The organism is Streptomyces sp. NRRL F-4489 (genome assembly GCF_001509485.1).
In the GTDB taxonomy this organism is placed as follows: Bacteria; Actinomycetota; Actinomycetes; order Streptomycetales; family Streptomycetaceae; genus Streptomyces.
The window spans coordinates 12,774-33,683 of record NZ_LLZI01000262.1 but is presented as its reverse complement, the minus strand read 5'-3'; the positions used below and the strand labels follow the sequence as shown (position 1 = coordinate 33,683).

The following is a 20,910-nucleotide window of genomic DNA, read 5'->3' as shown; positions in this document are numbered from 1 at the left end:
GCGGGGTAGTTGGGAAGGGCTACGGTGCTGCTGACCTTCTCGCCCAGTTTGAGCATGCCGTTCAGGAACAGGGGGCGGGAGAGCAGGGAGTTGCGGAAGCGGATACCGGCGGCGGTGCCGGGGGCGAGGAACTTGCCGGTGCGGTCGCCGCCTGTCTGGCAGCCCTTGGCGTACTTGCGGAGCCTGTTCTCGTAGCGGGCGAAGGCCGTTCGGTGGTCGCCCTGGGCCTGCGCGAGTTCACCGGCCAGGACGTAGGCGGCGACGATCGCCGTACCGGTGCCCATACCGCCGATGGTGGCCCCGCAGGCGGCGTCGCCGACCAGGCAGATCCGTCCCTTGGACCAGGTGTCGACGTCCGCCCGGCTGATCGAGTCGAAGTACAGCTCGGGCGCCTGGCGCAGCGAGGCGAGGAGGCGCGGCACCTCCCAGCCCAGGCCGGCGAACGCGTCCTCGATCAGGCGCTTCTGCTGTTCCGGGTCGTGGCGGTCGTACGCGAGCTGGGGCGCGGCGAAGACGAAGAACGCGCGTGCCTGGGACGGGTCCTGGTGCCCGGCGCCGACGGAGGCGAGCCGGCCCGGCGTGTTGTAGCCGATGGTGCCCTTCCCCACCCCGAGGTCGTTGGGCAGCTGCCAGGTGGCCGCGTAGTAGCCGAGGTGGCTCACGTAGTCCTCCTCCGGGCCGAAGGCGAGGCGGCGGACGTTGGAGTGCAGGCCGTCCGCGCCGATGACCAGGTCGAAGTCGCGGGTGAGGCCGCTGCGGAAGTCGGCCCGGACGCCGGTGGGCGTCTCGGTGAGGCGGGTGACGGAGTCGCCGAAGAGGTACTCGGTGCGGGGGAGGCTGCGCTCGTACAGCACCCGCGCCAGGTCTCCGCGGAGGACCTCGATCTCGCCGCCGGCGAACTCGGCCGGCAGGTGCAGCTGGGTCCGGCCGTGCTCGTCGACGAAGCGCATCGGGCTGCCGCCGGTCTGGATCCGGCGGAGTTCGGGGAGCAGGCCCATCCGCTCCAGCACGGTGAGGTGGGTCTCGCCGCGGAAGTCGACTGCCTGGCCGCCCTCGCGCAGGGCCGGGGCCAGTTCGACGACGGTGGGGCGGAAGCCGTACTGGCCCAGCCAGTAGGCCAGGGCCGGGCCGGCGATGCTCGCACCGGAGATCAGGACGTTGCGGTTCATGGTGGTCCTCCACTCAGAAACTGTGTCCCTCGGACACGGATATTTATTGTGTACCGTAGATACAGTTCATTTGGCAAGGCGCGGTGCGAGACAGTGCACGGCGCGGTGTACGGCGAGGCAGGCAAGGGCGGAGGGTGCGGTGATGGGTGGTGAACAGGCCGCTGTCGTACGGCTGTTGTGGGGGACGCGGGCCAAGCCGGCGCGGGGGCCCAGGCCGACGCTCGATCTGGACCGCATCGCGCGGGCCGGCATCGAACTCGCCGACGCGGAAGGGCTGGCCGAGGTCTCCATGCAGCGGGTCGCCGCGCAACTGGGTGTGACCAAGATGGCGCTGTACCGGTATGTGCCGGGCAAGGCCGAGCTGGTCGCGCTGATGGTGGACGCCGCGATCGGCCCCTGCCCGGAGGGCGAGGGCCGCCGTGGCGACTGGCGCGAGCAGCTGGAGGAGTGGGCCCGCGGCCTGGCCGATGTTTTCGGGCGGCACCCCTGGGTGCTGGAGGTCACCGTCGGGCCTCGGGTGATGGGCCCGGGGGAGCTGTCCTGGATGGAGCGTGCCGTCGCCGCGCTGGACGGTACGGGACTGACCGGCGCCGAACGGATGGACGCGGCGGTGCTGCTCGTCAGCCATGTGCGTGGTATCACTCAGCAGGCTCGTGCCGCGTCAGGCGCTGAGGGCGGCGCCGAGGGCAACGCGGAGGAGCAACTGGGGGCGGTTCTGGGGGAGTTGATGCGGGAGCATGGTGCGCGCTTTCCCGCGCTCAGTCAGGCCCTGGCGTCGGTGGCCGCTTCCGGGGGGCAGGACCAGGCATGGGAATTCGGCCTGCATCGCATTCTGGACGGATTGGCGGCGCTTATCGACGAGCGGGCACGGTGAAGGGGGACGCGATGAGGGTGGGCCGCGATACGGGGCTGGAGGACGAGGATGCCGCGGAAGAGGTGAGGCAGGCGATCGCGGCCGAGTCGCGGCTCATGGATCCGCGGGTCAGGTCCTCTCGGAAACGGGCGGCGCGGCTGCTCGATCCGGAATTCGTGGAGGTCGGCGGGTCGGGGCGGCGGTGGACGTACGAGTCCATGCTCGCGGAATTGCCTGATATCGCGGGTAGTCCGGAGGAGGGGCCCCGTTATGAGCCGTCGCGGATGTCGGGCGTGCGGCTGGCGCCGGGGCTGGTGCATCTGACGTTCGAGACGGTGCTCGGCGATCGCCGGACGCGGCACAGTTCGATCTGGCGCAAGGCGGACGGGGCCGGGGAAGACGGGAACGGGGGCTGGCGGATGTACTACCACCAGGCCACTCGGGTACCGCCCGGGGTGGCCTGACGGCGTACGGAAAGCGGGGGTGAGCAAGGCGAAATGCTCAGCTTCCCAGCAAGCGCAGGACCGCCAGGACCCGGCGGTTCGTGCCGCTGTCCCGCGGTAGCCGGAGCTCGTCGGAAACCGCGTTGGCGTATTTCTCCACCGCGCTTCTGGAGACGAAGAGTTGCTGCGCGATGGCGGTATTGGTGTGGCCCTGGGCCATGAGCGCCGGCACGGCCCGTTCGCGGTCGGTCAGCAGGGCGAGTTCGTCGGTATGGCGGGAACGGCTCGGCATACGGCGTACGACCTCCGGATCGAACACCGTGTCCCGGGTATGCACCCGCTCCAGCGCGGAGAGGAATTCCTCGACTCTGGCGACCCGGTCCTTGAGCAGATATCCCATGCCGCGGGTGTCCGCGGCGAGCAATTCGGTGGCGTAACTGGGCTCGACGTTTCGACGTCCTGGCCGGCCAGCCAGCGCGCCAGGCCGGCGGCGGTCGTCCAGCCGCCCGCCGCCAGCAGGAACAGCGCCCCGCCGCCGAGCAGCCCGACGGGAACGCGGCACCACAGATACGCGGCGGCGCGTCGCGGATCGATGCGGCCGGGGAGGGCGGGGGCCTGCGCGCGAGAGGCGGTGCCTGGGCGAGCGGTGCCGTACGGGGCCGTACCGTCCGGGGCCGTGGCCTCCTGGTCCGGCGCGGCGCCGCCGAGCAGGCGCGCCGCGCCACCCGCCGCCGCTCCAGGGCGGCCACCGCTATCACCGGCCGGCGCCACCGCGCCACGCCCAGGCGGCCAGGGCGACCAGCGCCGCGCACACCGGTACGGTGCCGAGCGCCAGACCGGCCGCCGTACGCACGGCCCTCATGCGCGATGCCTGGCGCCCGGGCGGCGACGCAGCCGCACCACGAACCAGCGGGCGACGGCGAGGGCCGCCACCGCAACCACCGCCTTGGACACCATTCCCCCGTACTCCTCCACCAGCCGCCAGTTGTCGCCGAGCCAGTATCCCAGCAGGACGAACGCGGTGTTCCAGACCAGGCTGCCGGCGGCGGTCAGCGCGGTGAAGGCCGGTAGCGGCATGCGCTGGATGCCGGCCGGGACGGAGATGAGACTGCGCACCACCGGCACCATGCGGGCCACCAACACGGCGGCGCGGCCCCGCCGTTGGAACCATTCCTCGGCCCGGTCGATCTCGGGCGGGCGGGCGGGCGGGCGAGCGGGATGCGGGCGGCGAGCGCGCGGGTGCGATCGCGGCCCAGGAGGGCGCCGGCGGCGTAGACGATCCAGGAGCCGGCGATGGAGCCGGCGGTGGTCCAGACGATGACGGCGACCAGGCTCAGACGGCCCTGCCCGGCCGCGAAACCGGCGACCGGGAGGACGACCTCGCTGGGGATGAACGGCAGGACGGTGTCGACGAGGTTGGTCAGCCCGGCGCCGGCGGCACCGAGGGCGCCCATGACGTCGACGGTCCAGCCGGCGATGCCGCCGGCAGGCTCGGCAGCGGTGGTGAGAAGCGGCACTGAGGCCGACATGGCGATCATGCGCTGCACGCCAGGCGGGGGGATGGGGCCGGGGTATGCGGTTCACCGCCCGGTTGGTGTGCGGTTTTCCGCACTTGCGGGGCGGGGACTTGGAGTGCTCAGGCACTTGGAATGGTCAGCGGGACCGTGGAATGCTCATGGCTGCGGCGGAGTTCGACCGGTGCGCCGGGTGGCCGGGCCCGCGCCGTTCCGGGGGAGCAGCCGCTCGCCGACCAGCACCGTGCAGGCCGCGGCGGTCAGGAGGCCGCCGGCGAGGAAGGCGGCGCGTACGCCGGCGAGCGGCAGGAGGAGGCCGCCGAGTGCGGCGCCGGCCGCGATACCGGCGTTGTACGCACCGGAATTGGCCGCCAGCGCGAGATCGGTGCGGCCCGGCGCGCACCGCAGCATCGCGTGCTGGGTGGCCATGAACACCGGTCCGAGCGCGGCCCCCGTCAGCACCAGGAACAGTACGGCGGCGGGCGGATGGGCCCCGGCCGCGCAGAGGCCGAGCATGCCCACCGCCTGGGTGGCGACGGCGGTGACCAGTGCGGCGAGCGGGAAGCGGTCCAGGAACGCGCCGGTGACGCTCACCCCGGCCAGACACGCGATCCCGAACACCATGAACAGGACGCTGACGGCTGCCTGGGAGAACCCGCCCACCTCGCCCAGGAACGTCACGAGGTAGGTGTACCCCGCGAACGCCCCGGTGGCGGACAGGGCCCCGGCCGCCAGGACGGTCGCGAACCGGCGGGCGTCGGGTGTCGTGCCGTAGGCCGCGTGCCCTTCCTCCGGGCGCGAGGTGGGCAGCAGGGCACCGATCGTCGCCAGGCACACCAGCCCGAGCGCCGCGAGCAGGGCGACCGGCACCGGCCAGGCGCTCTGCCGTCCCAGCCACGTCCCGGCGGGCACACCGAGCACGAGGGCGAGCGAACCGGCGACCGACAGCGCCCCGACCACCCGCCCCCGGACCTCGGGCCGGAACAGACCCACCGCGACCGGACCCATCACCGCCCAGAACAGCGCCTGGGCGAGCGCCGTCAGCAGCCGCGCCGCGAGCAGCGGCCAGTACGACGTGGACAGGGCCGCGACCAGACTGGACACGACCAGCGTGGCCAGCAGACCCGCGAGGACATGGCGCCGGGGCACGGCCCGCGTGAGGTGCGCCAGCGGCAGCGACGCCACGGCGACCGTCACACCGTAACCGGTGACCAGGAAGCCCACCGCGGACAGGGAGACGCCCAGCCCGCCGGCGATCACGTCCAGCAGGCCGACCGGGAGATTCTCCGCGGTGTTGAAGGTGAAGGCGGCCAGCATCAGGGCCGCGAGCACCGCCGCCCGGCGCCAGGCGGCTGGTTGGGTCGTGATCACGCGGTGCCCTGACGTGTGCTCAGCGGGCGGGGTCGTGGTGCGCGCCGGGGCGGTCGATCAGGCGCCGGAGCCAGCGGGTACGGGCGTCGCGGGCGTCCCGGCTGACGGCTGCCTGGGGCGCGAGGGTGTCGAAGCCGTGGCAGGCTCCCGGCCAGACGTGCAGTTCTGCCTGGCCGCCGGCCTGCCAGAGCGCGTTGGCGTAGGCCACGGTCTCGTCCCGGAACGTCTCGGCCGACCCGACGTCGAGATAGGCCGGGGGAAGGCCGGAGAGATCGGTGGCGCGGGCGGGGGCCGCGTACGGCGGCAGATCCGGCGTACCGCGGCGGTCGCCGAGCGCCGCCTGCCAGGCGGTGGCGTTGGAGGTCCGGTCCCAGGTGTCCCGGCCGGCCATCTGGTGACTGGAGAGGGTGGTGTTGCGGTCGTCGAGCATCGGGCACAGCAGCAGCTGCCCGATCGGAACGGGGCCGCCCCGGTCGCGAGTCAGCAGGGCGAGCGCGGCGGCGAGGCCACCGCCTGCGCTCTTGCCGCCGAGGATCACCCGGTCCGCGTCCAGGCCCAGTCCGGTCGCGTGTGCGGCCAGCCAGACAAGTCCGGCGTAGCAGTCCTCCAGGGGTATGGGGTACTGCGCCTGGGGTGCCAAGGGGTACTCGACGGAGACGACGGCGAGTGGGAGGGGCAGGGCCCATTCACGCAGCAGGCGCGGCAGCACCGACCAGGCATTGCCCATGACCAGGCCGCCCCCGTGCAGGTAGTACAGCACCGGCAGCGGACCGGCGAGACCGGCGGGCCGGGCGCACACGAGCGTCACCTCGCGCTCATCCGGCGCGGCCGCCCCGGCCCGCGGCTCAGGCGCACCCACCCCGACCCGCAACTCCTCCACCTCGAACCGCCCGCCCGCCCGCAGTTCCCGGACGGTCGGCCTGGGCCGGGCGGTGGCGTCCCGCTGCTGCCAGGCAGCGAGGTTCTCCGGGGTGAGCGGCTCTCTCGCTTGATCCCCCAACGCGGCCAGCACCGCGCCCAGTTCGGGATCGAGAGGGGGAGCGGGTGCCGACCGGGGCGCCGGGTCAGGCCGGCCGGGGCCCGTGCAACCAGCCGTCAGCGCGTCCGTGCGGGCCGTACTCGGCACCTCCGCGCAGCCAGGGAACGCTCGCGCCATATCCATACGGTGTAGTCAACCACCCACCCGGCGCCAGGACCCAGGCGCCCGGTGAAAAACGCTGGTGGACCCGGGCCGCCGCAGGTGCCACACCCCCGGCCAGGACGGGGCGTTGGGCCACCGGCTTGGAACCGCAACGGCGGTGGCCGCGTCCGCCACCATGACGTAGCAAGACAACGATGGCGCCGGACGACGGGATCGGCGGCGGGGGAGGCGCGGAGTGCCGGTCCCAGCCGCCCCCTATCCGCCCGGGAAAGCAAGGATGGCATGTCGCTGCACTTCACCCGGTGCACCTTCCGATACGGACGGAAAGTGCCCGTACTGGACCGGCTGGACCTCTCCGTGGACCACCGGGCCACGGTCCTGCTCGGGCCGAACGGCGCGGGGAAATCCACCCTGATGGGGATCGGTGCCTCATGGATCTTACCGACCGAGGGCTCGGTCACCTGGCGCGGTATCGACCCCTCCCGGGCGAAGAGCCGGGCGGCCTACCGCCGCGCGGTGGGCTGGCTTCCGCAGCACATCAAGCCGATGCCCGGCCTCACGGTACGCGAAAACGTGGCGTAAATCGGCTGGTTGAAGGGGCTGTCCCGCAGCGATGCCTGGGCCGCTGCCAAGGACGCCCTGGCACGCGTGAAACTGGACAGTCTGGCGGAGCGGAAGAGCCACCAGCTCTCCGGCGGGCAGCTGCGGCGGATGGGAATCGCCGGAACGCTCGCCCACAACAGCGAGATCCTGCTGCTCGACGAACCAACGGCAGGACTCGACCCCTCGCAACGCCACGTCTTCCGCGAGGTGCTTGACCACCTGCTGACCGACCTCCATGTCGTTGTCTCCACCCACCAGACCGAGGACCTCGACACCCTCTACGACCACGTGGTCCTCCTCGATCAGGGCGAGGTCCGTTTCCAGGGCGCGACCGACGAGTTCCTGAAGCTGGCCGCCGCAGGCACACCCGAAGGCCGACGCGCGGAAGCCGCCTACACCCGACTCATGGGCAAGGAGGTCTGAGCCGTGCTGTGGCGTACCGTCCTGCGCTCGTCCGCCGCCATCTGGCTGGCCCCCTTCCTGGTCGCGTTCGTCGTCCTGCTGCTCTCCGACGACCTGACCGCCGGCGTCACCCCGCGCTACTGGCCCAGCGCACTGGGATCAGCCAGCTTCGCCCTGCCTTTCGTCGCCCCCGCCTGCGCCACCGCCGGTGCCTGGGAAGGCGCCCGCTGCACCCGCGGCGCCGTGGCGCACTGGGCCCCCGCCCGCTCCTGGACCGGCGTAGCCCTTCCCCTCCTGGTGCCGGTCCTCGCGCTCGGCGCGCTCGGCATGGCAGTCGCCTTGGCTGTGCCCGTTTCCGCAGGTCACCTCGGTGCGGTGGTACCTCCGCCAGGCACCGTCCTGGGCGTGGTCCTGATCTGGCTGAGCCTGCTGGCAGCCCACTCGTTCGCCGGGTTCCTGCTCGGCCGGCGGCTGCCACGGGTGCTGAGCGTGCCCCTGGCACTGCTCGGAAGCTTCGCGGTGATGGCGTACCCGGCGGCGATGGAGCCGTTGTGGCTGCGGCACATGGTGGCCGGTGGGATGACTTCCTGCTGCTCACTGGACCGGGCACTCAACTGGCGTGCGGCCGCCAGCGCGCTGGTCCTGGCACTGGGGGTGATCGCGGCCGCCGTGGCCGCCCTGACGGTCCTTGCCCGCCGCACCCGCACCGTCCTGGTCTGTACGGCGGTGGCGGTCGGTCTGGCCGGGAGCGGTGGTCTCGCCTACGGGCTGCCTGCCGACCCGGTCACCGCACGGCGCACCGACGTGTTGGTGTGCGCCGGGGACGCGCCGAAGATATGCCTGTGGCCGGAGGCCGGCCCGCCCGCGATGATCCGGGAACACGCCGCTGACGCCCTGCACCGCCTCCGCCAGGCCGGCCTCACCGTACCGACCGCACTCACCATGGCCGCCGGCTCCGACACGAGTCCCAACCCCGATCACGACCCGAACGCCAGCCACGGGCCCGCGTTCATCGGGTTGTGGCGGAATCCCACGCCCTCCGAAGTGCGCGCGGGAGTCGGCGCCGCGCTGCTGCCCGCCGATCCGGCCGCCTGCGCCGACAGCCGGCGCTCCTCCGGTACGGAAGACACCTACGCACCGACGGTTGTCTGGCTCGCGCTGACCGCCGGCACCGACCCCCGGCTGATGGCCGGCCGATACGGGCCGGAGGCGAACGCGGTCGCCGCCCGCGTCCTGCGGGCCCCACGTAGTGAGCAACTGGCCTGGTTCACGCGCAACTACCGAGCCCTGACCGACTGCACCACCCGGCCGGCCCCGGTCCCCGCGCCCCGCGGGCAGGAGGAGGCCGCGCGATGATCTGGTGGCTCAAAGCCAAGAACGCCCCCGCGGTGGCTGCCGCGACCCTCGCGGTGTACGGCGCGGCCGTCTGGTTGCGGCAGGAGGCCATCCCGGTCCCCGCGCTCGTCGGCGCTTCCGGCCGGCTTCTGATCACGGAAATCCTCGGAGTCGTCCCCGTCGCGCTGCTCGTCCACGGCATCGACCGCGGTGACGCCTTCATCGAGGAGGTCGCCCGGCGCCGTGCCGGGCTCCGCAACGCGGCCCTGTGCCTGGGATTCGCCGCCCTCACCACCGTGCTGGGAGCCACCGCGCACCTCCTCTGGGATCGACCCGAGGCGGTATCGCTGGCTCGCAACTGCCTGGGTTTCCTCGGCTGCGCGCTGATCGTCCGCACACTGCTCGGCCCGGGCATCGCCATGATCTGCGTCGCGGCCCTGCCCCTGGCCTGCGCCGCCGCCGGCCGCCGGCCAGGCGGTTCCGCCGCGCCCTGGGCGTGGCCGGTCCATGACGCCACCTCCCTCCTCGGCATCGCCGAAGCCGCCTGCCTGTTCGCCGCCGGCTGCACGCTCGCCCTGTGCCGCAACCGCCCGCTCCTCAACCCTCTCGCGCAGGGCACGCACGGAATGCGTTGACTCATCGCGGAGCAGGGAATGTTCGCCGAAGAAATGGGGATGCGCCCTGCGGCTGTCCTCGCTAAGGTCGCGGACATGTTCTTCTGCACTGGCCAGGGTTGGTTCATCAAGCCCCGCAGCGCCGCCTAGCGGCGAGCTGCGATCGGCATTCCCACAGCTTCGCCGCACTCCGGTATCCGCCCGTGCGGTGTTTCATGCTGCCCGGCTCCGACGATTGATGACGCACACCTCGGAGCACTTTCATGAACAACCGGAATCACGACCGGAATCACGGTCTGAATCACGATCTGGGTAACGATCGGAATCACGGTCGGAACGACGACAACACCCCTGGTGAGCCGGGCGCGGAGCAGCAGCTGCGCGACCTGCGCGAGCTGCTGCCCCAGGCCGAACCGACGCTGGCGGCCGCCCCCGCCGAACTCACACGATGGGTCACCCGCCACGCCGCCCGGCTGGCCGACCCCCGTACCGGTGCGGACCTGGACGCCCCGCTCACCGATCTGGAGCCGCTGCGGGACCTCGTCGGCGACGCCCGCGTCGTCGCCCTCGGCGAAAACTCCCACCAGATCCGCGAGTTCGGGCTGCTGCGCGATCGCATCCTGCGCTTCCTCGTCCAGGAGCTGGGATTCACCGTCTACGCGATGGAGTTCGGGGCCGCCGAAGGCCGCGCGGTGGATGCCTGGGTCCAGGGCGGCCCCGGCGACATCGACGACCTGCTCGCCCCACGGGACGGCGAGCCCCGGGACGCCGGTGCCACCGGCGCGAACAGCGATACGAGCACAAGGACGAGCGGGTGCGGGAGGAACGGACGCCTGGGCCAGCCCGTTGAGTGCCGGGACACGCTGCGCTGGCTGCGCCGCCGCAATGCCGGTGCGGCGCGGCCGGTGCGGTTCGTGGGCTGCGACATTCCCCTGGCGGGCGGCTCGCTGGCGCCCGTACTGGAACCGGTCGCCGCCTACCTGGCCACCGTGGACCCGGCGGCGCTGCGGTTCGTGGACGCCGCCCGGGAGGTCGCCGAGCCGATCTCCGGCGGCACGGTCATGGTGCCCGCCTACGCCAGGCTCGGCCTGGAACCGGCCGTGCAGGACCGTCTCACCACCGCGCTCGCCCGGCTGCTGGGCCGTGTCACGGACCTGCGCGAGGTCTACACCGAACGCGGTGGGCAGGCGGCGTACGAGACCGCGCTGTCGGACGTCCGCGCGGCCGTCGCCACCGACCATGCCCAGCGTGCGATGGCCGAGGCGCTCGCGGGCGCGCCCGACGGCCTGAATTTCGCCGCCCGGGAACGCTATCTGGCCGACACCTTGCTGGACTGCCTGCGGCGGTCCGAACCAGGCACCCGCATCGTCCTGGTCGGCCACAACGCGCACATCCAGCGCTCGGCCAACCAGGCAGACGGCCCCCTGGCGCTGACGACCATGGGCAACCTGCTCTCCCGTTCCCTGGGCCCGGACTACGTGCCCATCGCTCTCACCGGCAACGGCGGGGAGACGGTGGAGAACGTGCCGGACCCGCACCACCCGCTCGGGATGCGCTGGGGCCGTGCCGCCACCCCGGAAGCCGCGCCGGACAGCGTCGAGGCGCTGTTCGCGGGCGTGCCGGAGGAGCCGGCCCTGGTGGACGCGCGGGCGCTGCGCGCGTACGCGCGCCGGCACGGGTTGCCGGAGCCGGCCCGCACTCGCCTGGACACCGCGTTCATCGAGGTCCCCGCGCTGGAGGCGTTCGACGGAGTGATCTGCGTCCCGGACACCTCCGTCAGCGCCGACCTCGTTCGGTAGCGGATAAGCCCGCTGACCGGGGCGGGTGGGGGAAGGGGTAGGCCCCGGTCTTCGGGGCCTACCCGGCCCGGTTGAGCGCCGCGATCTGTTCCGCGTTCAGGGCGCGGTCGTAGACCTGGACGTTCTTGATACGGCCCGTGAAGTAGTCGACGGGACGGCTGTCGAGCGTGGCGCGGCCGATGAGGAGGGGGCCGGGCGGGGTCGTGGGGCGGGTGTCGGTGGCGGTGGCCTGCTGGGTGCCGTTGACGTAGAGGAGGAGCCGGCCGCTGGCCGCGTCGCAGACACCCACCAGGTGCGTCCAGGTGTTGAGGGCGGGCGGCTGGGTCGCCAGGGCGCGGACGCCCGGCCGGGAGAACGCCCACCGGCGGTCCGCACCCGCGTACTGGAGGTAGAAGGCGCTGCCGCCGGACGTCCCTTGGCTGACGGCGGTGGCGAAGCCGTTGGCGCTGGTGAGGAACACCCAGGCGGAGACCGTGAAGCTGTGTCCCGGGGCGGTGTCCAGCACCGGGTCGCGGGTGCTGATCTGGCTGCTGAGACCGTTGAAGAGGGCGCCGCCGTCGGACCCCGTGCCCCAGCGGATATCGGACGCGGCGCCGTCGTGGCTGCCGGCCGAATCCCGCGCAAGGGTGCCTGAACGTTCGTCAAGTGGCCAGGACGCTACGGGAGTTGGACCCTTGGCCGTGGGCGGCGGTGCCGATCCCTGTGCGGTGTCGTCGGTGAAGGCGAGGGCGACGGGGACGCCCACCGCGACGACGGCCGCCGTCGTGGCGGCGGAGATCAGGAACGTACGGCGGGCGGGGCGGCGCCGGACCACCGGGCCGGTCGGCTGCGGGACCGGCGTCGACATGCCTGGCGCCGGTATGCCCGGCGCCGACATGCCTGGTGCTGGCGTGCCCGGCGCCGGCGTGCCTGGCGTTGACGCGCCCGGTGGGGGAGTGGCGGACGTGTGGGGATGGGCGACGGGTGTCGGGCCCGCACCGGGGCCGGTCGCCGCCGGGATGCGGAGGGCGGCCGGCGCCGGACTGCCGGGTGCGGGTGGCGCGGGCGGCGGCGCGAAGGCGTGGGGCGCCCCCGCGCCGTGAGAGGCGGCCAGGGACGGGGCGTCGGCCATGACTGGTGCATCGGCCGTGGTCCGCACGGCGGTACCGGCGGCCGCGCCGCCGCACCGGGCCAGCAGCTCGCGCGGAGTGGGGCGCCGGGCCGGATCCTTGGCCAGGCAGTCCGCGATCAGCGCGCGCAGTGCCGGGTCGGCGATCGCGTCGAGATCCGGGGAGTCGTGCACGACGCGGTACAGGAGCGACGCCACATGGCCGTTGCCGAACGGGTGGCCGCCGATCGCCGCGTACGCCAGGACCGTCCCCAGGGAGAAGACATCGCTGGCCGGCCCGATCTTCTCACCGTTCACCTGCTCCGGCGACATGAAACCGGGCGATCCGAGCGCGTAGCCGGTCGCGGTGAACGAGGTGCCCTCGGTGAGCCGGGCGATACCGAAATCGATCACCCGCGGGCCGTCCGCGGCGAGCAGCACATTGGACGGTTTGAGGTCGCGGTGGACGAGATGGGCGCCGTGGATCGAGATCAGCGCCTCGGCGAGCCCGGCGGCCAGCGAGAACACCTGCGCCGGGGGCATCGGCCCCCGTTCGGCGACGGCCTTCTCCAGGGACGGGCCGGCGATGTAGCTGGTGACCAGCCAGGGTTCGTCGGCGTCCGGGTCGGCGTCGATCACCGGCGCGGTGAACGCCCCGCTGACCGCGCGGGCGGCCCGCACCTCCCGGCGGAACCGGTCCCGGAAGCCGGGCTGGTCCACCAGCGCGGCGTGCACCACCTTGACCGCGACCTGCCGGCCGCCCGGCGAGCGCCCGAGGAAGACCCGCCCCATCCCGCCGGCGCCCAGCCGCCCCAGCAGCTGGTACGCGCCGATGGAACGCGGGTCGTCCGGATCCAGCGCTGCCACAAACCCCTCCCGCGTCGTCGGCCCGGCCGGTTCCGGCCGGGCGGCCTCCAGCATAGGGGGCGGCCGGCGCGCCGCCGGGGCCGCCCTCGACGACCCACCGCGCGGCTGACGCACCGTCATTTACAAAGCGGTTGATTGCCGACAAGCCCGCAAACCCGAGGCCGGAACGCGCCCGAACGCGCCCGGCTCCCGGGCCCCGAGGTGCCTGTCCTCAGCCAGCCCCGGCTCACCCGATCTGATCAGGCGTCACCGTCAGCCACCGCTTGTCGGCCGTGACCCGCTGCCCCAGTTCCTTCTGGCGCCGGGCGTTGGAACGCTTCATCGCGTCGAGCTCCTTCATGGCGCTGTCCTTGCGGTTCACCCAGACCCGCACGCCGCCGTTGCGCACGTCGGTGGAGTGGAAGAGCATCGGCCCGTCGCTCTTGGGGGTGTCGCCCGCCGCCAGCACGGGCTTGCGCCACTGGTCGATATACGTGCGGATCGCCGCCGGCTTGCCCTCGTACCAGGTCAGCGGCGCCCACAGGGTCGGGGTCAGCTCGCGGTCGGCGAGCTTGGCCGGATCGAAGCGCCCGGCCGCGATCTCCTTGCGGGCGCTGGTGACCTCGCCCGTGCCGCGGTCCTTGAGCAGCATGGCGACGCCGATGACGTTCTCCGGCTTGACGTCGTACCCGTACTTCGGATCGCTGAGCACCATGCGCACCAGGTCCTCGGAGGCCGCGCTCACCACGTACACCTCGATGCCGTGCCGGCGCAGCGCGTGGTACAGCTCCTGCATGCCGCGGTACGGACGCGGTGCCTGGACCTCGGTCCTGGTCAGCTTCCCGTTCTCGTAGGACTCGGCGGGGATCGGCTCGCGGTACGCCATCAGCTCGTCGACATAGCCCTTGAGCTGCTTGAGGGTGAAGCCCGAGAAGATCTGCGCGGCCCAGGGGTAGCAGACCTGGTCGTCCACCTCGCACAGGCGGTTGTAGTAGCTGTACAGGCTCTCCTGGTGGCCGGGGGTGTCCTTGAAGGGGATGACCTTCAGGGACGGGTCCATGGTCCGGCGGGTCAGGACGCCCTTGTTCTCCAGGAAGGGGAGGAGGGCCTCCTCCAAGTCGTTGCGGTACGTGGTGTTGTCGGCGTCGAAGACCGCGTACGCGCCCTTGTGGTCGTGCTCCACGAGGACCTTGCCGAGCTTCGCGGCCACGGGCTCGGGCCAGTGCTTCAGCTCCGCCGCCGCGGCGGCCGCGGCCCGCGGCGGCGGACCGGCGGCCTCGGCCTTGCCGCCGCCCGGCCACAGCACACCGCCCGCCAGGACCGCGGCGGCCAGTGCGCCCGCCGTTCCCCACACCGCCGGCCTGCCTGTTACCCGTACTGCCATGGTGTTCCGTTCCGTGAGAGCCATACGCTGCCCGGTCCGCAGCGGCGCGCCATCGTACGGGGCCCGGCGCGCCGTGCCCATGAGCGATCTCACCGCGGCGGGCGGGTGTGAGGCGGACGATCAGGGGTAGGCCAAGTGGGCCGCGGGGTGCCTGGCCGGCGGTCGGTGGTCCGGCGCGGCACCCGACGGCTCGGCATCTCAGGGCCCTCAACTCAGCCCGGAGCTCGGCACGTTGAGCCACCGGTGCCCGGCCCTCGCCCCACCCCCCAGTCAGCTCCCGCCCCGCGGCATCGCCGCCAACGCGGCCCTGGCGATGTCCCGGGCGTTCGCCTCGCAGGCGGGGTGCTTGGCGGCATCGAGGGAGACATGGACCGCGAGGTTGCCGTCCCGGACGTTGAGCTGGCAGCTCTTCGGGCCGCTCCCCGAGGCAGCGGCCGTCCAGTACGCCTCCTCGCCGAAACCGAGCCCGGTCTCCGCCCGTTCGCCCTTCGCGCCGTCGGCGAACTCCTGCCGCTGGCGCTCCGTGGCGTTCTCCTCGGGCCGTGAGCGGCGCAGTTCCCAGGAAACGCTCGCGTCGGCGGCCCAGTTCCAACCATCCGGCTGGGGCTCGTCCCTGCCGTACCAGAAGCACTGGGTGCGCGCGCTGTCCTGCTCGACGTAGACGTCCTTGTCCTTCCTGCGCTCCCCGAGCAGCGGAAGCCTGCCCACGGCCTCGGCGCACACCGGCATCGTCACATACCTGTCCGGCGGGCCGCCGCCACTGGCCGCCAGCAGGTACGCGCCCACCCCGATCCCCGCCGCGAGCACCCCGCCCGCGGCCACCCAGGCAACGGTACGGCGGCGGCGCGGCGGGGGAGGGGCGTCGTAGGCGGTGAGCACCGCTGTCCGCGGCGCGGCCGGGGGCGCGCCCCGCAGGACCGCCGTGCGCTCCGGGTCCCCGTCGAGCAGCCCCTCGACCCTGGCCCGCTGCGCGTCGACCATCCGCTGCACGGCCGGCGGCCAGGGGCGGTCCGCCGGGGCCACCGGGCCCAGCAGGGCGAGGAGTTCGGCCGGCGCGGGCCGGTCGGCGGGCCGCTTGGCCAGGCACCGGGCGACGATCCCGTACAGCGAACCGGGTACCCCGCTCAGGTCCGGCTCGGTGTGCACGACGTTGTAGAGCGTCTGGAGCGCGGACGGCCCGGCGAACGGACTGCGCCCGGTCGCCGCCAGCACCAGCACCGAACCGAGCGAGAACACATCGCTCGCCCCGGTCAGCTCCCGGCTCTCCGCCTGCTCGGGCGACATGAACGGCGGCGAGCCGACGACCCAGCCCGTGCCGGTGAGTTCGGTGGCGTCCCCGGCCCGCGCCGCCCGCGCGATGCCGAAGTCGATGACCCGCGCGCCGTCCTCCGCCAGCAGGACGTTCTCCGGTTTGAGGTCGCGGTGGACGAGACCGGCCCGGTGGATCTCGGCGAGCGCCGTCGCCAGTCCCACCGCCAGGCGGTGCACGGCGTCCTCCGGCAGCGCACCCGTCCGCTCCACCGCCGCACCCAGCGACGGACCGGCCACGAACACCGAGGCCAGCCAAGGGAGTTCGGCGTCCGCGTCGGCGTCCAGCACGGCCGCGGTGTACGCGCCGGACACTTTCCGGGACGCCGCCACCTCCCGCCGGAAGCGGGACCGGAACCCCTCGTCCGCCGCGTGCCTGGCGTGCACCAGCTTCACCGCCGCCGGCCGGCCGTCCGGTGCGACCCCGAGCAGGACGCGGCCCATCCCGCCCCGGCCCAACTCGGTGAGCAGCCGATACGGCCCGGCCTGCGCCGGCAGCGGCTGCGTACCGCTCCCAGAACCGCTCCCAGTGCTGCTACCAGAACTGCCCCCAGGGCCGTTCCCGGTACCGCTCACAGCGCCTTCACCGCCGCCACACTCTGCCGCGCCAGGTCCTTGGTGACGCCCTCACAGACACCCTTCGGATAGTGGACGCCCTTCAACGCCACGAACAGCGACAGATTGACATCCCGCACATACAGCACACAGCCGCCCTCCGTCGGCTCCGCCAGCCACATGCCCTCTTCCGCGAAACCGAGCCCGGGGTCGCGCGGCGTCCCACTGCCCAAGTACAGCCCCTCGTAATGCCGTTTGGCCTGCTCGGCGCCGGTGGGCCCGCCCGTACGGGAGTGGTAGAGATCCCAGATCACGTCGATCTGGTCGCCGGAGCGGGTGGTCCAGACACAGCTGTTCTGCGGGTGCGTACGGCCCCCGCCGTCCGGAAACTGGTAAATACCCGGAGAGTTGCCCCATGGCTTGTCGAAACCGGCCGGTGCCTTGATACCGCGGCCCGCCTGCGCGCACGTCGGAACGGTCTTGGTGTACCTGTCCGCCACCTTCGCCAGCGGCACCGAACCCGGCGTGGGCACCGGCTCCGGAAAGAACGAGTGGTACACGTCACTGGGCCCGAGCGCCAGGACGGTCACCACCGCGGTCACCAGCGCCACCCCCGCCGTGACCGCGGCCAGCAGGCACCCGGGCCGGCGGCGCAGCACGGACCCCCGCGCCGCCGCCGGGGCCGGCCCGGGCGGCCGATCCGGCCCCATGCCGGCTACGGGCGGCGGCGTTTGGCCCAGGGCTGACACGTGCGGCCGCGTCGGCCCCATGTCTGGCCCGATCGGTACCGGCGATCCGGCGCCATCCGGAACCGCCGGCGCGGACTGGCCAGGCAGGGACGCCGCCCCCGTCGTCGCCGCCAGCCGCGCCGCCCGGGCCCGCCGCTCCGCGATCTGCCCGTACACCGCCTCCGGCCACGGCCGCGCCGCGGGGACCAGCGGGCCGATCAGTTCGAGCAACCGGGCCGGCGTGGGCCGCGCCGCCGGATCCTTGGCCAGGCACGGCTCGACGATCGGCCGCAACGGCGCCGGTACGGCGTCCAGGTCGGGCGCCTCGTGGGCGACGGCGTGCATCACCCCGAGCGGTGAGTCCCCGGCGAACGGCGACCGGCCCGTGCCGGCCGTGACGAGCGTGACCCCGAGCGAGAACACATCGCTCGCCGGCCCCGGCTCCTCGCCCCGCACCTGCTCGGGCGACATGAACGCGGGCGAGCCGATCAGCGCGCCGGTGCGGGTCAGCTTCGTCTCGTGGTCGGCGGCGCGGGCGATCCCGAAGTCGACGACCCGCACGCCGTCCTCCATCAGCAGCACGTTGGACGGCTTGAGGTCCCGGTGCACCAGCCCCGCCCGGTGGATGTCCTCCAGTGCCTGGGCGAGCCCGGCCGCGAGCAGCCGCACGGCCGCCTCCGGCAGCGCCCCGCCCGCCTCCAGCGCCTCGCTCAGCGAAGGACCGGCCAGGAACAGCGTGGCCAGCCACGGCGTCGGCGCGTCCGGAGCGGCGTCGATGACCGGCGCCGTATACGCCCCGGACACCCGCCGCGACGCGTCCACCTCCCGCCGGAACCGCGTACGGAACCCGGGGTCCTCCGCCAGATCCGCGTGCACCCGCTTCACGGCCACCAGCCGCCCGTCCGGCGCGACCCCGAGCAGCACCTGCCCCATGCCGCCCTGCCCGAGCACGCCAACGGTCCGATACGGCCCCACGTACCCCGGACCGTCGCCTCCCGACAACCCCGGCATCCCAGTCATCCCCGGCATCCCCATGCGGAATACGCCCTCCCCCCTGGACTTGTGAGGATCTTAGCCGGGGGTACGGATCGGGCGAGGGCCGCATGGATGGAACGAGAACGGTGCCTGGCAGGCAGGCGCCGGGGGGCGGCAGAGCACGGGGCCGGGAGACCGTGGGCCCGGGAGCCCGGCCCCCGCCCAACCCCCACCCCACCCAAACAATTGACTTGCCGCCCGAACCCAACCCGCCCTGGCCTGACGTCACTTCAACGAGACGTTCCCCCGAAGTACGCCGCAGAACGGGAGCGTCCCACCTCACCGAGGTGCCGAAGGGGCGGCAGCAGACATCACCACCCCGCCCCCTTCTGAGGTCTTCATCATGGACATCGGTATCGGTCTGCCCATCGGCGACCCCACCACCCTGCTCACCTGGGCCCAGCGCGCCGAAGCCGGCCCCTTCAGCACCCTCGGCCTGCTCGACCGCCTCGTCCACGACAACCCGGAACCCTTGGTCGCCCTCGCCGTCCTCGCGGGCGCGACCTCCCGTATCCGCCTCCAGACCGAGGTACTGCTCGCCCCGCTGCGCGACACCGCCCTCCTGGCCAAGCAGGCCGCCACGTTGGACCGCATGACCGGCGGCCGCCTGGTCCTCGGCCTCGGCATCGGAGGCCGCGACGACGACCACCACGTCACCGGATTCGACATCCGCACCCGTGGCCGGCGCCTGGACGAACAAATGGCGGTCATGCGCCGCCTCTGGGCCGGCGAACCGTACGGCGGCGGTATCGGCCCGATCGGCCCCGCACCCGCCCGGCCCGGCGGCCCCCAGGTCCTGTTCGGCGGCTTCCGGCCCGCCGCACTCCGACGCGTCGCACGCTGGGGTGATGGCTTCCTCGCCGCCGCCGCGCCCTCCTGGGCAGGCAGCCTGTTCGAAACGGTCCGCACCTTCTGGCACGAGTACGGCCGCGACGGCGAACCCCGCATGGTCGCCCAGATCAACGTCGCACTCGGCCCGCAGAACGTGATCGACGACGCCCGGGCCACCATGCACGCCTACTACACCTTCACCGGCACGCCGGACCGGATGGTCGCCGGCCTGCTCACCACCCCCGCCGAGATCCGCGCCGCGATCGCCGCGTTCACCGACCTCGGTGCCCACGAGGTCATGCTCTACTGCTACGGCCTCGACCCGAACCAAGCAGACCGCCTCGCCGACATCCTCTGACGCTCAAATCGGCGCACGCCGTACTCGCCGGACTCGGCACATCGAGCTCAGTGACCGCCGCGGGGCGGCTCGCATCCGGTGCCGTCCGGGTAGCCCCCGAAGGCATCCGCCTCGACGAAGTGGGGATTGACCTTGCCTTCGATGCACAGGGGGGAGGCGTTGATCAGGAAGGAAACGCCGGGTTCCACCTTGGTGACCTCCACCCCAGTGGCGGGGTACCCGAGCGAGGCCAAGGCGCGGCGGGCGCTCTCCAAGTCGATGCTCTTCCGTACGCGGAGAGGTTCGAGCGCGTTCTTGACGCGCTTGACGGCGGCGATCCCCTCACAGCGGCGCTGGCCATGGAGCTGGATGGGATCCTTGAAGCCGTGATTCTCGGCGTAGTGGTCGGCCGGAGGCCCGGCCGGTCCCGTGGGCCCCGCGGACGCTGAGGGAGTCGGCCCAGACGTCTCTCCAGGACAAGGGAAGTCCACCTGCCTCTTCGGCGCCCCCGGCCTGCTCGGCTCCACCGCCGCCGCCCGAGACGGACTGCCGGCCGGCGTCTCGGTGCCTGGCCGCTCACTACCGCACCCCGCGGCGAAAAAAGCCAACACCGCGATCGGCACCACCCCGACACGGACTCCCGTACTCTTCGTCATCGACATCCCCCCATGATTCCCGCATCGCGGACACCAAACATGAGTACTCCTACTCATGACGCACGACTCAGGGCTCACGGGTCATGACTCTGATGGGTACGGGCGACGCCTTCGGAACGCCCAGGCAGCCAGGCCGCCGACAACAACCGCGTCATCCGCGCTCACGCCAGGATGCGGCCGGTGTGCGAGAGCCGGCGAGCCTTGGCCAAGAGAGCGTGGATCTGCGGGCCGGCCTGCTCGACTCGGGTAACGGGCGTGCTGAACGGCAGCCGGACGTCCCGATGGGCGCGGACGTACTCAAGGCGCAGGGTGATGCCGTAACGGTCCATGGCCACCGGAATCGCGCGCAACACCCCACTGTTGGGAATGGGCCGGACGAGGCGGAGGAGGAGCGGGACGACTTCGCCGTGCGCGGCGACGAGGTGGGCCAACATGTCCGCCTCGTGCTTCGCCAGCGGATCGAGTTCGGCTGCTTCCAGGTCCGGGAGCGTGACGTAGGTCCGTCCCACCGCGTCCTCCAGCACGGCCTGCCCGAACTCCAGGCACGCGCTCTTCTCGGAACGAGGGTTGTACGGGGCGGCCAGGAGCCCGGCCACGGTGACCCGCGCGCGCAGCCGGTCGCGTACGGGGGTGGGTGCGATGTCCGTGAGTTCCAGGCGGACCGGTACGCGGCCCACCGAGTCCTCGCCGGCCGCAGGAGCGCCGAAGCCATCACCGGGAGCATGCAGATGGAACAGGCCCGCCGCTCCCGAACCATCGAGACGGCGGACTTCGCTGCGCACCCCATCGCTCACCACCGTCATGGAGTGGGCAACAGCCAGGATCGAGCGAACGCGCTCCGCAGCGGTGGGTGTGATGGCACGGGCACGAGCTGGACGCATCCGAACTCCTCCTAGAGC

General features: G+C 72.9%; 18 protein-coding genes and 1 pseudogene. 7 read left to right on the top strand and 12 right to left on the bottom strand.

What is annotated here, in order from left to right:
* Window positions 1-1,169, bottom strand: a 1,169-nt coding sequence (locus ADL22_RS27440; protein ID WP_066985412.1) for an FAD-dependent monooxygenase, incomplete at its 3' end; no start/stop codon positions are given.
* 142 nt (window positions 1,170-1,311) lie between these two features.
* On the opposite strand from ADL22_RS27440, the gene ADL22_RS27435 reads away from it, so the two are divergent.
* Together ADL22_RS27435 and ADL22_RS27430 are read left to right on the top strand one after the other, a co-directional pair.
* On the top strand, window positions 1,312-2,043 hold the full coding sequence (locus tag ADL22_RS27435) for a TetR/AcrR family transcriptional regulator (protein WP_066985443.1): 732 nt from the start codon (window positions 1,312-1,314) through the stop codon (window positions 2,041-2,043).
* A gap of 11 nt (window positions 2,044-2,054) precedes the next feature.
* Window positions 2,055-2,486 carry a DUF4440 domain-containing protein gene (locus tag ADL22_RS27430; RefSeq protein ID WP_066985440.1) on the top strand — a complete coding sequence of 144 codons (432 nt, stop codon included), beginning with the start codon at window positions 2,055-2,057 and terminating at the stop codon, window positions 2,484-2,486.
* A 37-nt stretch (window positions 2,487-2,523) separates the two neighbouring features.
* Here ADL22_RS27430 and ADL22_RS27425 read toward each other — a convergent pair whose 3' ends face one another.
* The 5 genes from ADL22_RS27425 to ADL22_RS27410 form a co-directional block, all read right to left on the bottom strand.
* Window positions 2,524-2,889 (bottom strand): LuxR C-terminal-related transcriptional regulator, encoded by a 366-nt coding sequence (locus ADL22_RS27425; RefSeq protein WP_066985410.1) that lies wholly within the window; start codon window positions 2,887-2,889, stop codon window positions 2,524-2,526.
* Window positions 2,890-3,323: 434 nt separating this feature from the next.
* Window positions 3,324-3,593, bottom strand: coding sequence for a hypothetical protein (locus tag ADL22_RS36890; RefSeq protein WP_324615617.1), 270 nt, complete (start codon window positions 3,591-3,593; stop codon window positions 3,324-3,326).
* Entirely contained in the window at window positions 3,515-3,994 is a 480-nt protein-coding gene (locus tag ADL22_RS27420) for a hypothetical protein (protein WP_324615616.1), read from the bottom strand. The genes ADL22_RS36890 and ADL22_RS27420 overlap by 79 nt, the downstream gene beginning before the upstream one ends.
* 144 nt (window positions 3,995-4,138) lie before the next feature.
* Complete coding sequence (locus ADL22_RS27415; RefSeq protein ID WP_066985434.1) at window positions 4,139-5,296, bottom strand: MFS transporter; 1,158 nt, start codon at window positions 5,294-5,296, stop codon at window positions 4,139-4,141.
* A 73-nt stretch (window positions 5,297-5,369) separates the two neighbouring features.
* The gene (locus ADL22_RS27410) at window positions 5,370-6,506 is read right to left on the bottom strand and encodes an alpha/beta hydrolase (protein ID WP_107116413.1); all 1,137 of its coding nucleotides are present in this window, start codon (window positions 6,504-6,506) and stop codon (window positions 5,370-5,372) included.
* Between the two features lie 267 nt (window positions 6,507-6,773).
* Here ADL22_RS27410 and ADL22_RS27405 point away from each other — a divergent pair.
* The 4 genes and pseudogenes from ADL22_RS27405 to ADL22_RS27390 all read left to right on the top strand — a co-directional run bounded on the left by ADL22_RS27405 (window position 6,774) and on the right by ADL22_RS27390 (window position 11,244).
* Window positions 6,774-7,517: pseudogene (locus tag ADL22_RS27405) on the top strand (ATP-binding cassette domain-containing protein).
* Window positions 7,518-7,520: 3 nt separating this feature from the next.
* Window positions 7,521-8,852, top strand: coding sequence for a DUF7224 domain-containing protein (locus ADL22_RS27400; RefSeq protein WP_066985408.1), 1,332 nt, complete (start codon window positions 7,521-7,523; stop codon window positions 8,850-8,852).
* Window positions 8,849-9,466 carry a hypothetical protein gene (locus ADL22_RS27395; RefSeq protein WP_066985405.1) on the top strand — a complete coding sequence of 206 codons (618 nt, stop codon included), beginning with the start codon at window positions 8,849-8,851 and terminating at the stop codon, window positions 9,464-9,466. Before ADL22_RS27400 ends, ADL22_RS27395 begins: the two co-directional genes overlap by 4 nt.
* A gap of 242 nt (window positions 9,467-9,708) precedes the next feature.
* On the top strand, window positions 9,709-11,244 hold the full coding sequence (locus tag ADL22_RS27390) for an erythromycin esterase family protein (protein ID WP_079064484.1): 1,536 nt from the start codon (window positions 9,709-9,711) through the stop codon (window positions 11,242-11,244).
* 58 nt (window positions 11,245-11,302) lie between these two features.
* Here the strand turns inward: ADL22_RS27390 and ADL22_RS27385 are convergent, their stop codons facing one another.
* The 4 genes from ADL22_RS27385 to ADL22_RS27370 form a co-directional block, all read right to left on the bottom strand.
* Window positions 11,303-13,198 (bottom strand): protein kinase domain-containing protein, encoded by a 1,896-nt coding sequence (locus tag ADL22_RS27385; protein WP_066985429.1) that lies wholly within the window; start codon window positions 13,196-13,198, stop codon window positions 11,303-11,305.
* Between the two features lie 226 nt (window positions 13,199-13,424).
* Complete coding sequence (locus ADL22_RS27380; protein WP_107116415.1) at window positions 13,425-14,561, bottom strand: HAD family hydrolase; 1,137 nt, start codon at window positions 14,559-14,561, stop codon at window positions 13,425-13,427.
* Window positions 14,562-14,831: 270 nt separating this feature from the next.
* A complete protein-coding gene (locus ADL22_RS27375; protein WP_079064483.1) occupies window positions 14,832-16,445 on the bottom strand; it encodes a serine/threonine-protein kinase in 1,614 nt (537 codons plus the stop codon).
* Window positions 16,442-18,163 (bottom strand): serine/threonine-protein kinase, encoded by a 1,722-nt coding sequence (locus ADL22_RS27370; protein WP_079064482.1) that lies wholly within the window; start codon window positions 18,161-18,163, stop codon window positions 16,442-16,444. Before ADL22_RS27370 ends, ADL22_RS27375 begins: the two co-directional genes overlap by 4 nt.
* 367 nt (window positions 18,164-18,530) lie before the next feature.
* On the opposite strand from ADL22_RS27370, the gene ADL22_RS27365 reads away from it, so the two are divergent.
* Window positions 18,531-19,376 carry an LLM class flavin-dependent oxidoreductase gene (locus tag ADL22_RS27365; protein WP_066985401.1) on the top strand — a complete coding sequence of 282 codons (846 nt, stop codon included), beginning with the start codon at window positions 18,531-18,533 and terminating at the stop codon, window positions 19,374-19,376.
* 47 nt (window positions 19,377-19,423) lie between these two features.
* On the opposite strand, the gene ADL22_RS36480 is transcribed toward ADL22_RS27365, so the two are convergent.
* A complete protein-coding gene (locus ADL22_RS36480; RefSeq protein ID WP_079064481.1) occupies window positions 19,424-20,017 on the bottom strand; it encodes a hypothetical protein in 594 nt (197 codons plus the stop codon).
* A 155-nt stretch (window positions 20,018-20,172) separates the two neighbouring features.
* A complete protein-coding gene (locus tag ADL22_RS27355; protein WP_066985398.1) occupies window positions 20,173-20,892 on the bottom strand; it encodes a DUF2470 domain-containing protein in 720 nt (239 codons plus the stop codon).
* Window positions 20,893-20,910 lie beyond the last annotated feature (18 nt).

Coding starts and splice junctions, on each gene's coding strand:
- ADL22_RS27395 (WP_066985405.1), top strand. CDS start 8,849: ATGATCTGGTGGCTCAAAGCCAAGAACGCCCCCGCGGTGGCTGCCGCG.
- ADL22_RS27410 (WP_107116413.1), bottom strand. CDS start 6,506: ATGGCGCGAGCGTTCCCTGGCTGCGCGGAGGTGCCGAGTACGGCCCGC.
- ADL22_RS27370 (WP_079064482.1), bottom strand. CDS start 18,163: ATGCCGGGGTTGTCGGGAGGCGACGGTCCGGGGTACGTGGGGCCGTAT.
- ADL22_RS27355 (WP_066985398.1), bottom strand. CDS start 20,892: ATGCGTCCAGCTCGTGCCCGTGCCATCACACCCACCGCTGCGGAGCGC.
- ADL22_RS27365 (WP_066985401.1), top strand. CDS start 18,531: ATGGACATCGGTATCGGTCTGCCCATCGGCGACCCCACCACCCTGCTC.
- ADL22_RS27420 (WP_324615616.1), bottom strand. CDS start 3,994: ATGTCGGCCTCAGTGCCGCTTCTCACCACCGCTGCCGAGCCTGCCGGC.
- ADL22_RS27430 (WP_066985440.1), top strand. CDS start 2,055: ATGAGGGTGGGCCGCGATACGGGGCTGGAGGACGAGGATGCCGCGGAA.
- ADL22_RS27435 (WP_066985443.1), top strand. CDS start 1,312: ATGGGTGGTGAACAGGCCGCTGTCGTACGGCTGTTGTGGGGGACGCGG.
- ADL22_RS27380 (WP_107116415.1), bottom strand. CDS start 14,561: ATGGCAGTACGGGTAACAGGCAGGCCGGCGGTGTGGGGAACGGCGGGC.
- ADL22_RS36480 (WP_079064481.1), bottom strand. CDS start 20,017: ATGTCGATGACGAAGAGTACGGGAGTCCGTGTCGGGGTGGTGCCGATC.
- ADL22_RS27415 (WP_066985434.1), bottom strand. CDS start 5,296: ATGCTGGCCGCCTTCACCTTCAACACCGCGGAGAATCTCCCGGTCGGC.
- ADL22_RS36890 (WP_324615617.1), bottom strand. CDS start 3,593: ATGGTGCCGGTGGTGCGCAGTCTCATCTCCGTCCCGGCCGGCATCCAG.
- ADL22_RS27390 (WP_079064484.1), top strand. CDS start 9,709: ATGAACAACCGGAATCACGACCGGAATCACGGTCTGAATCACGATCTG.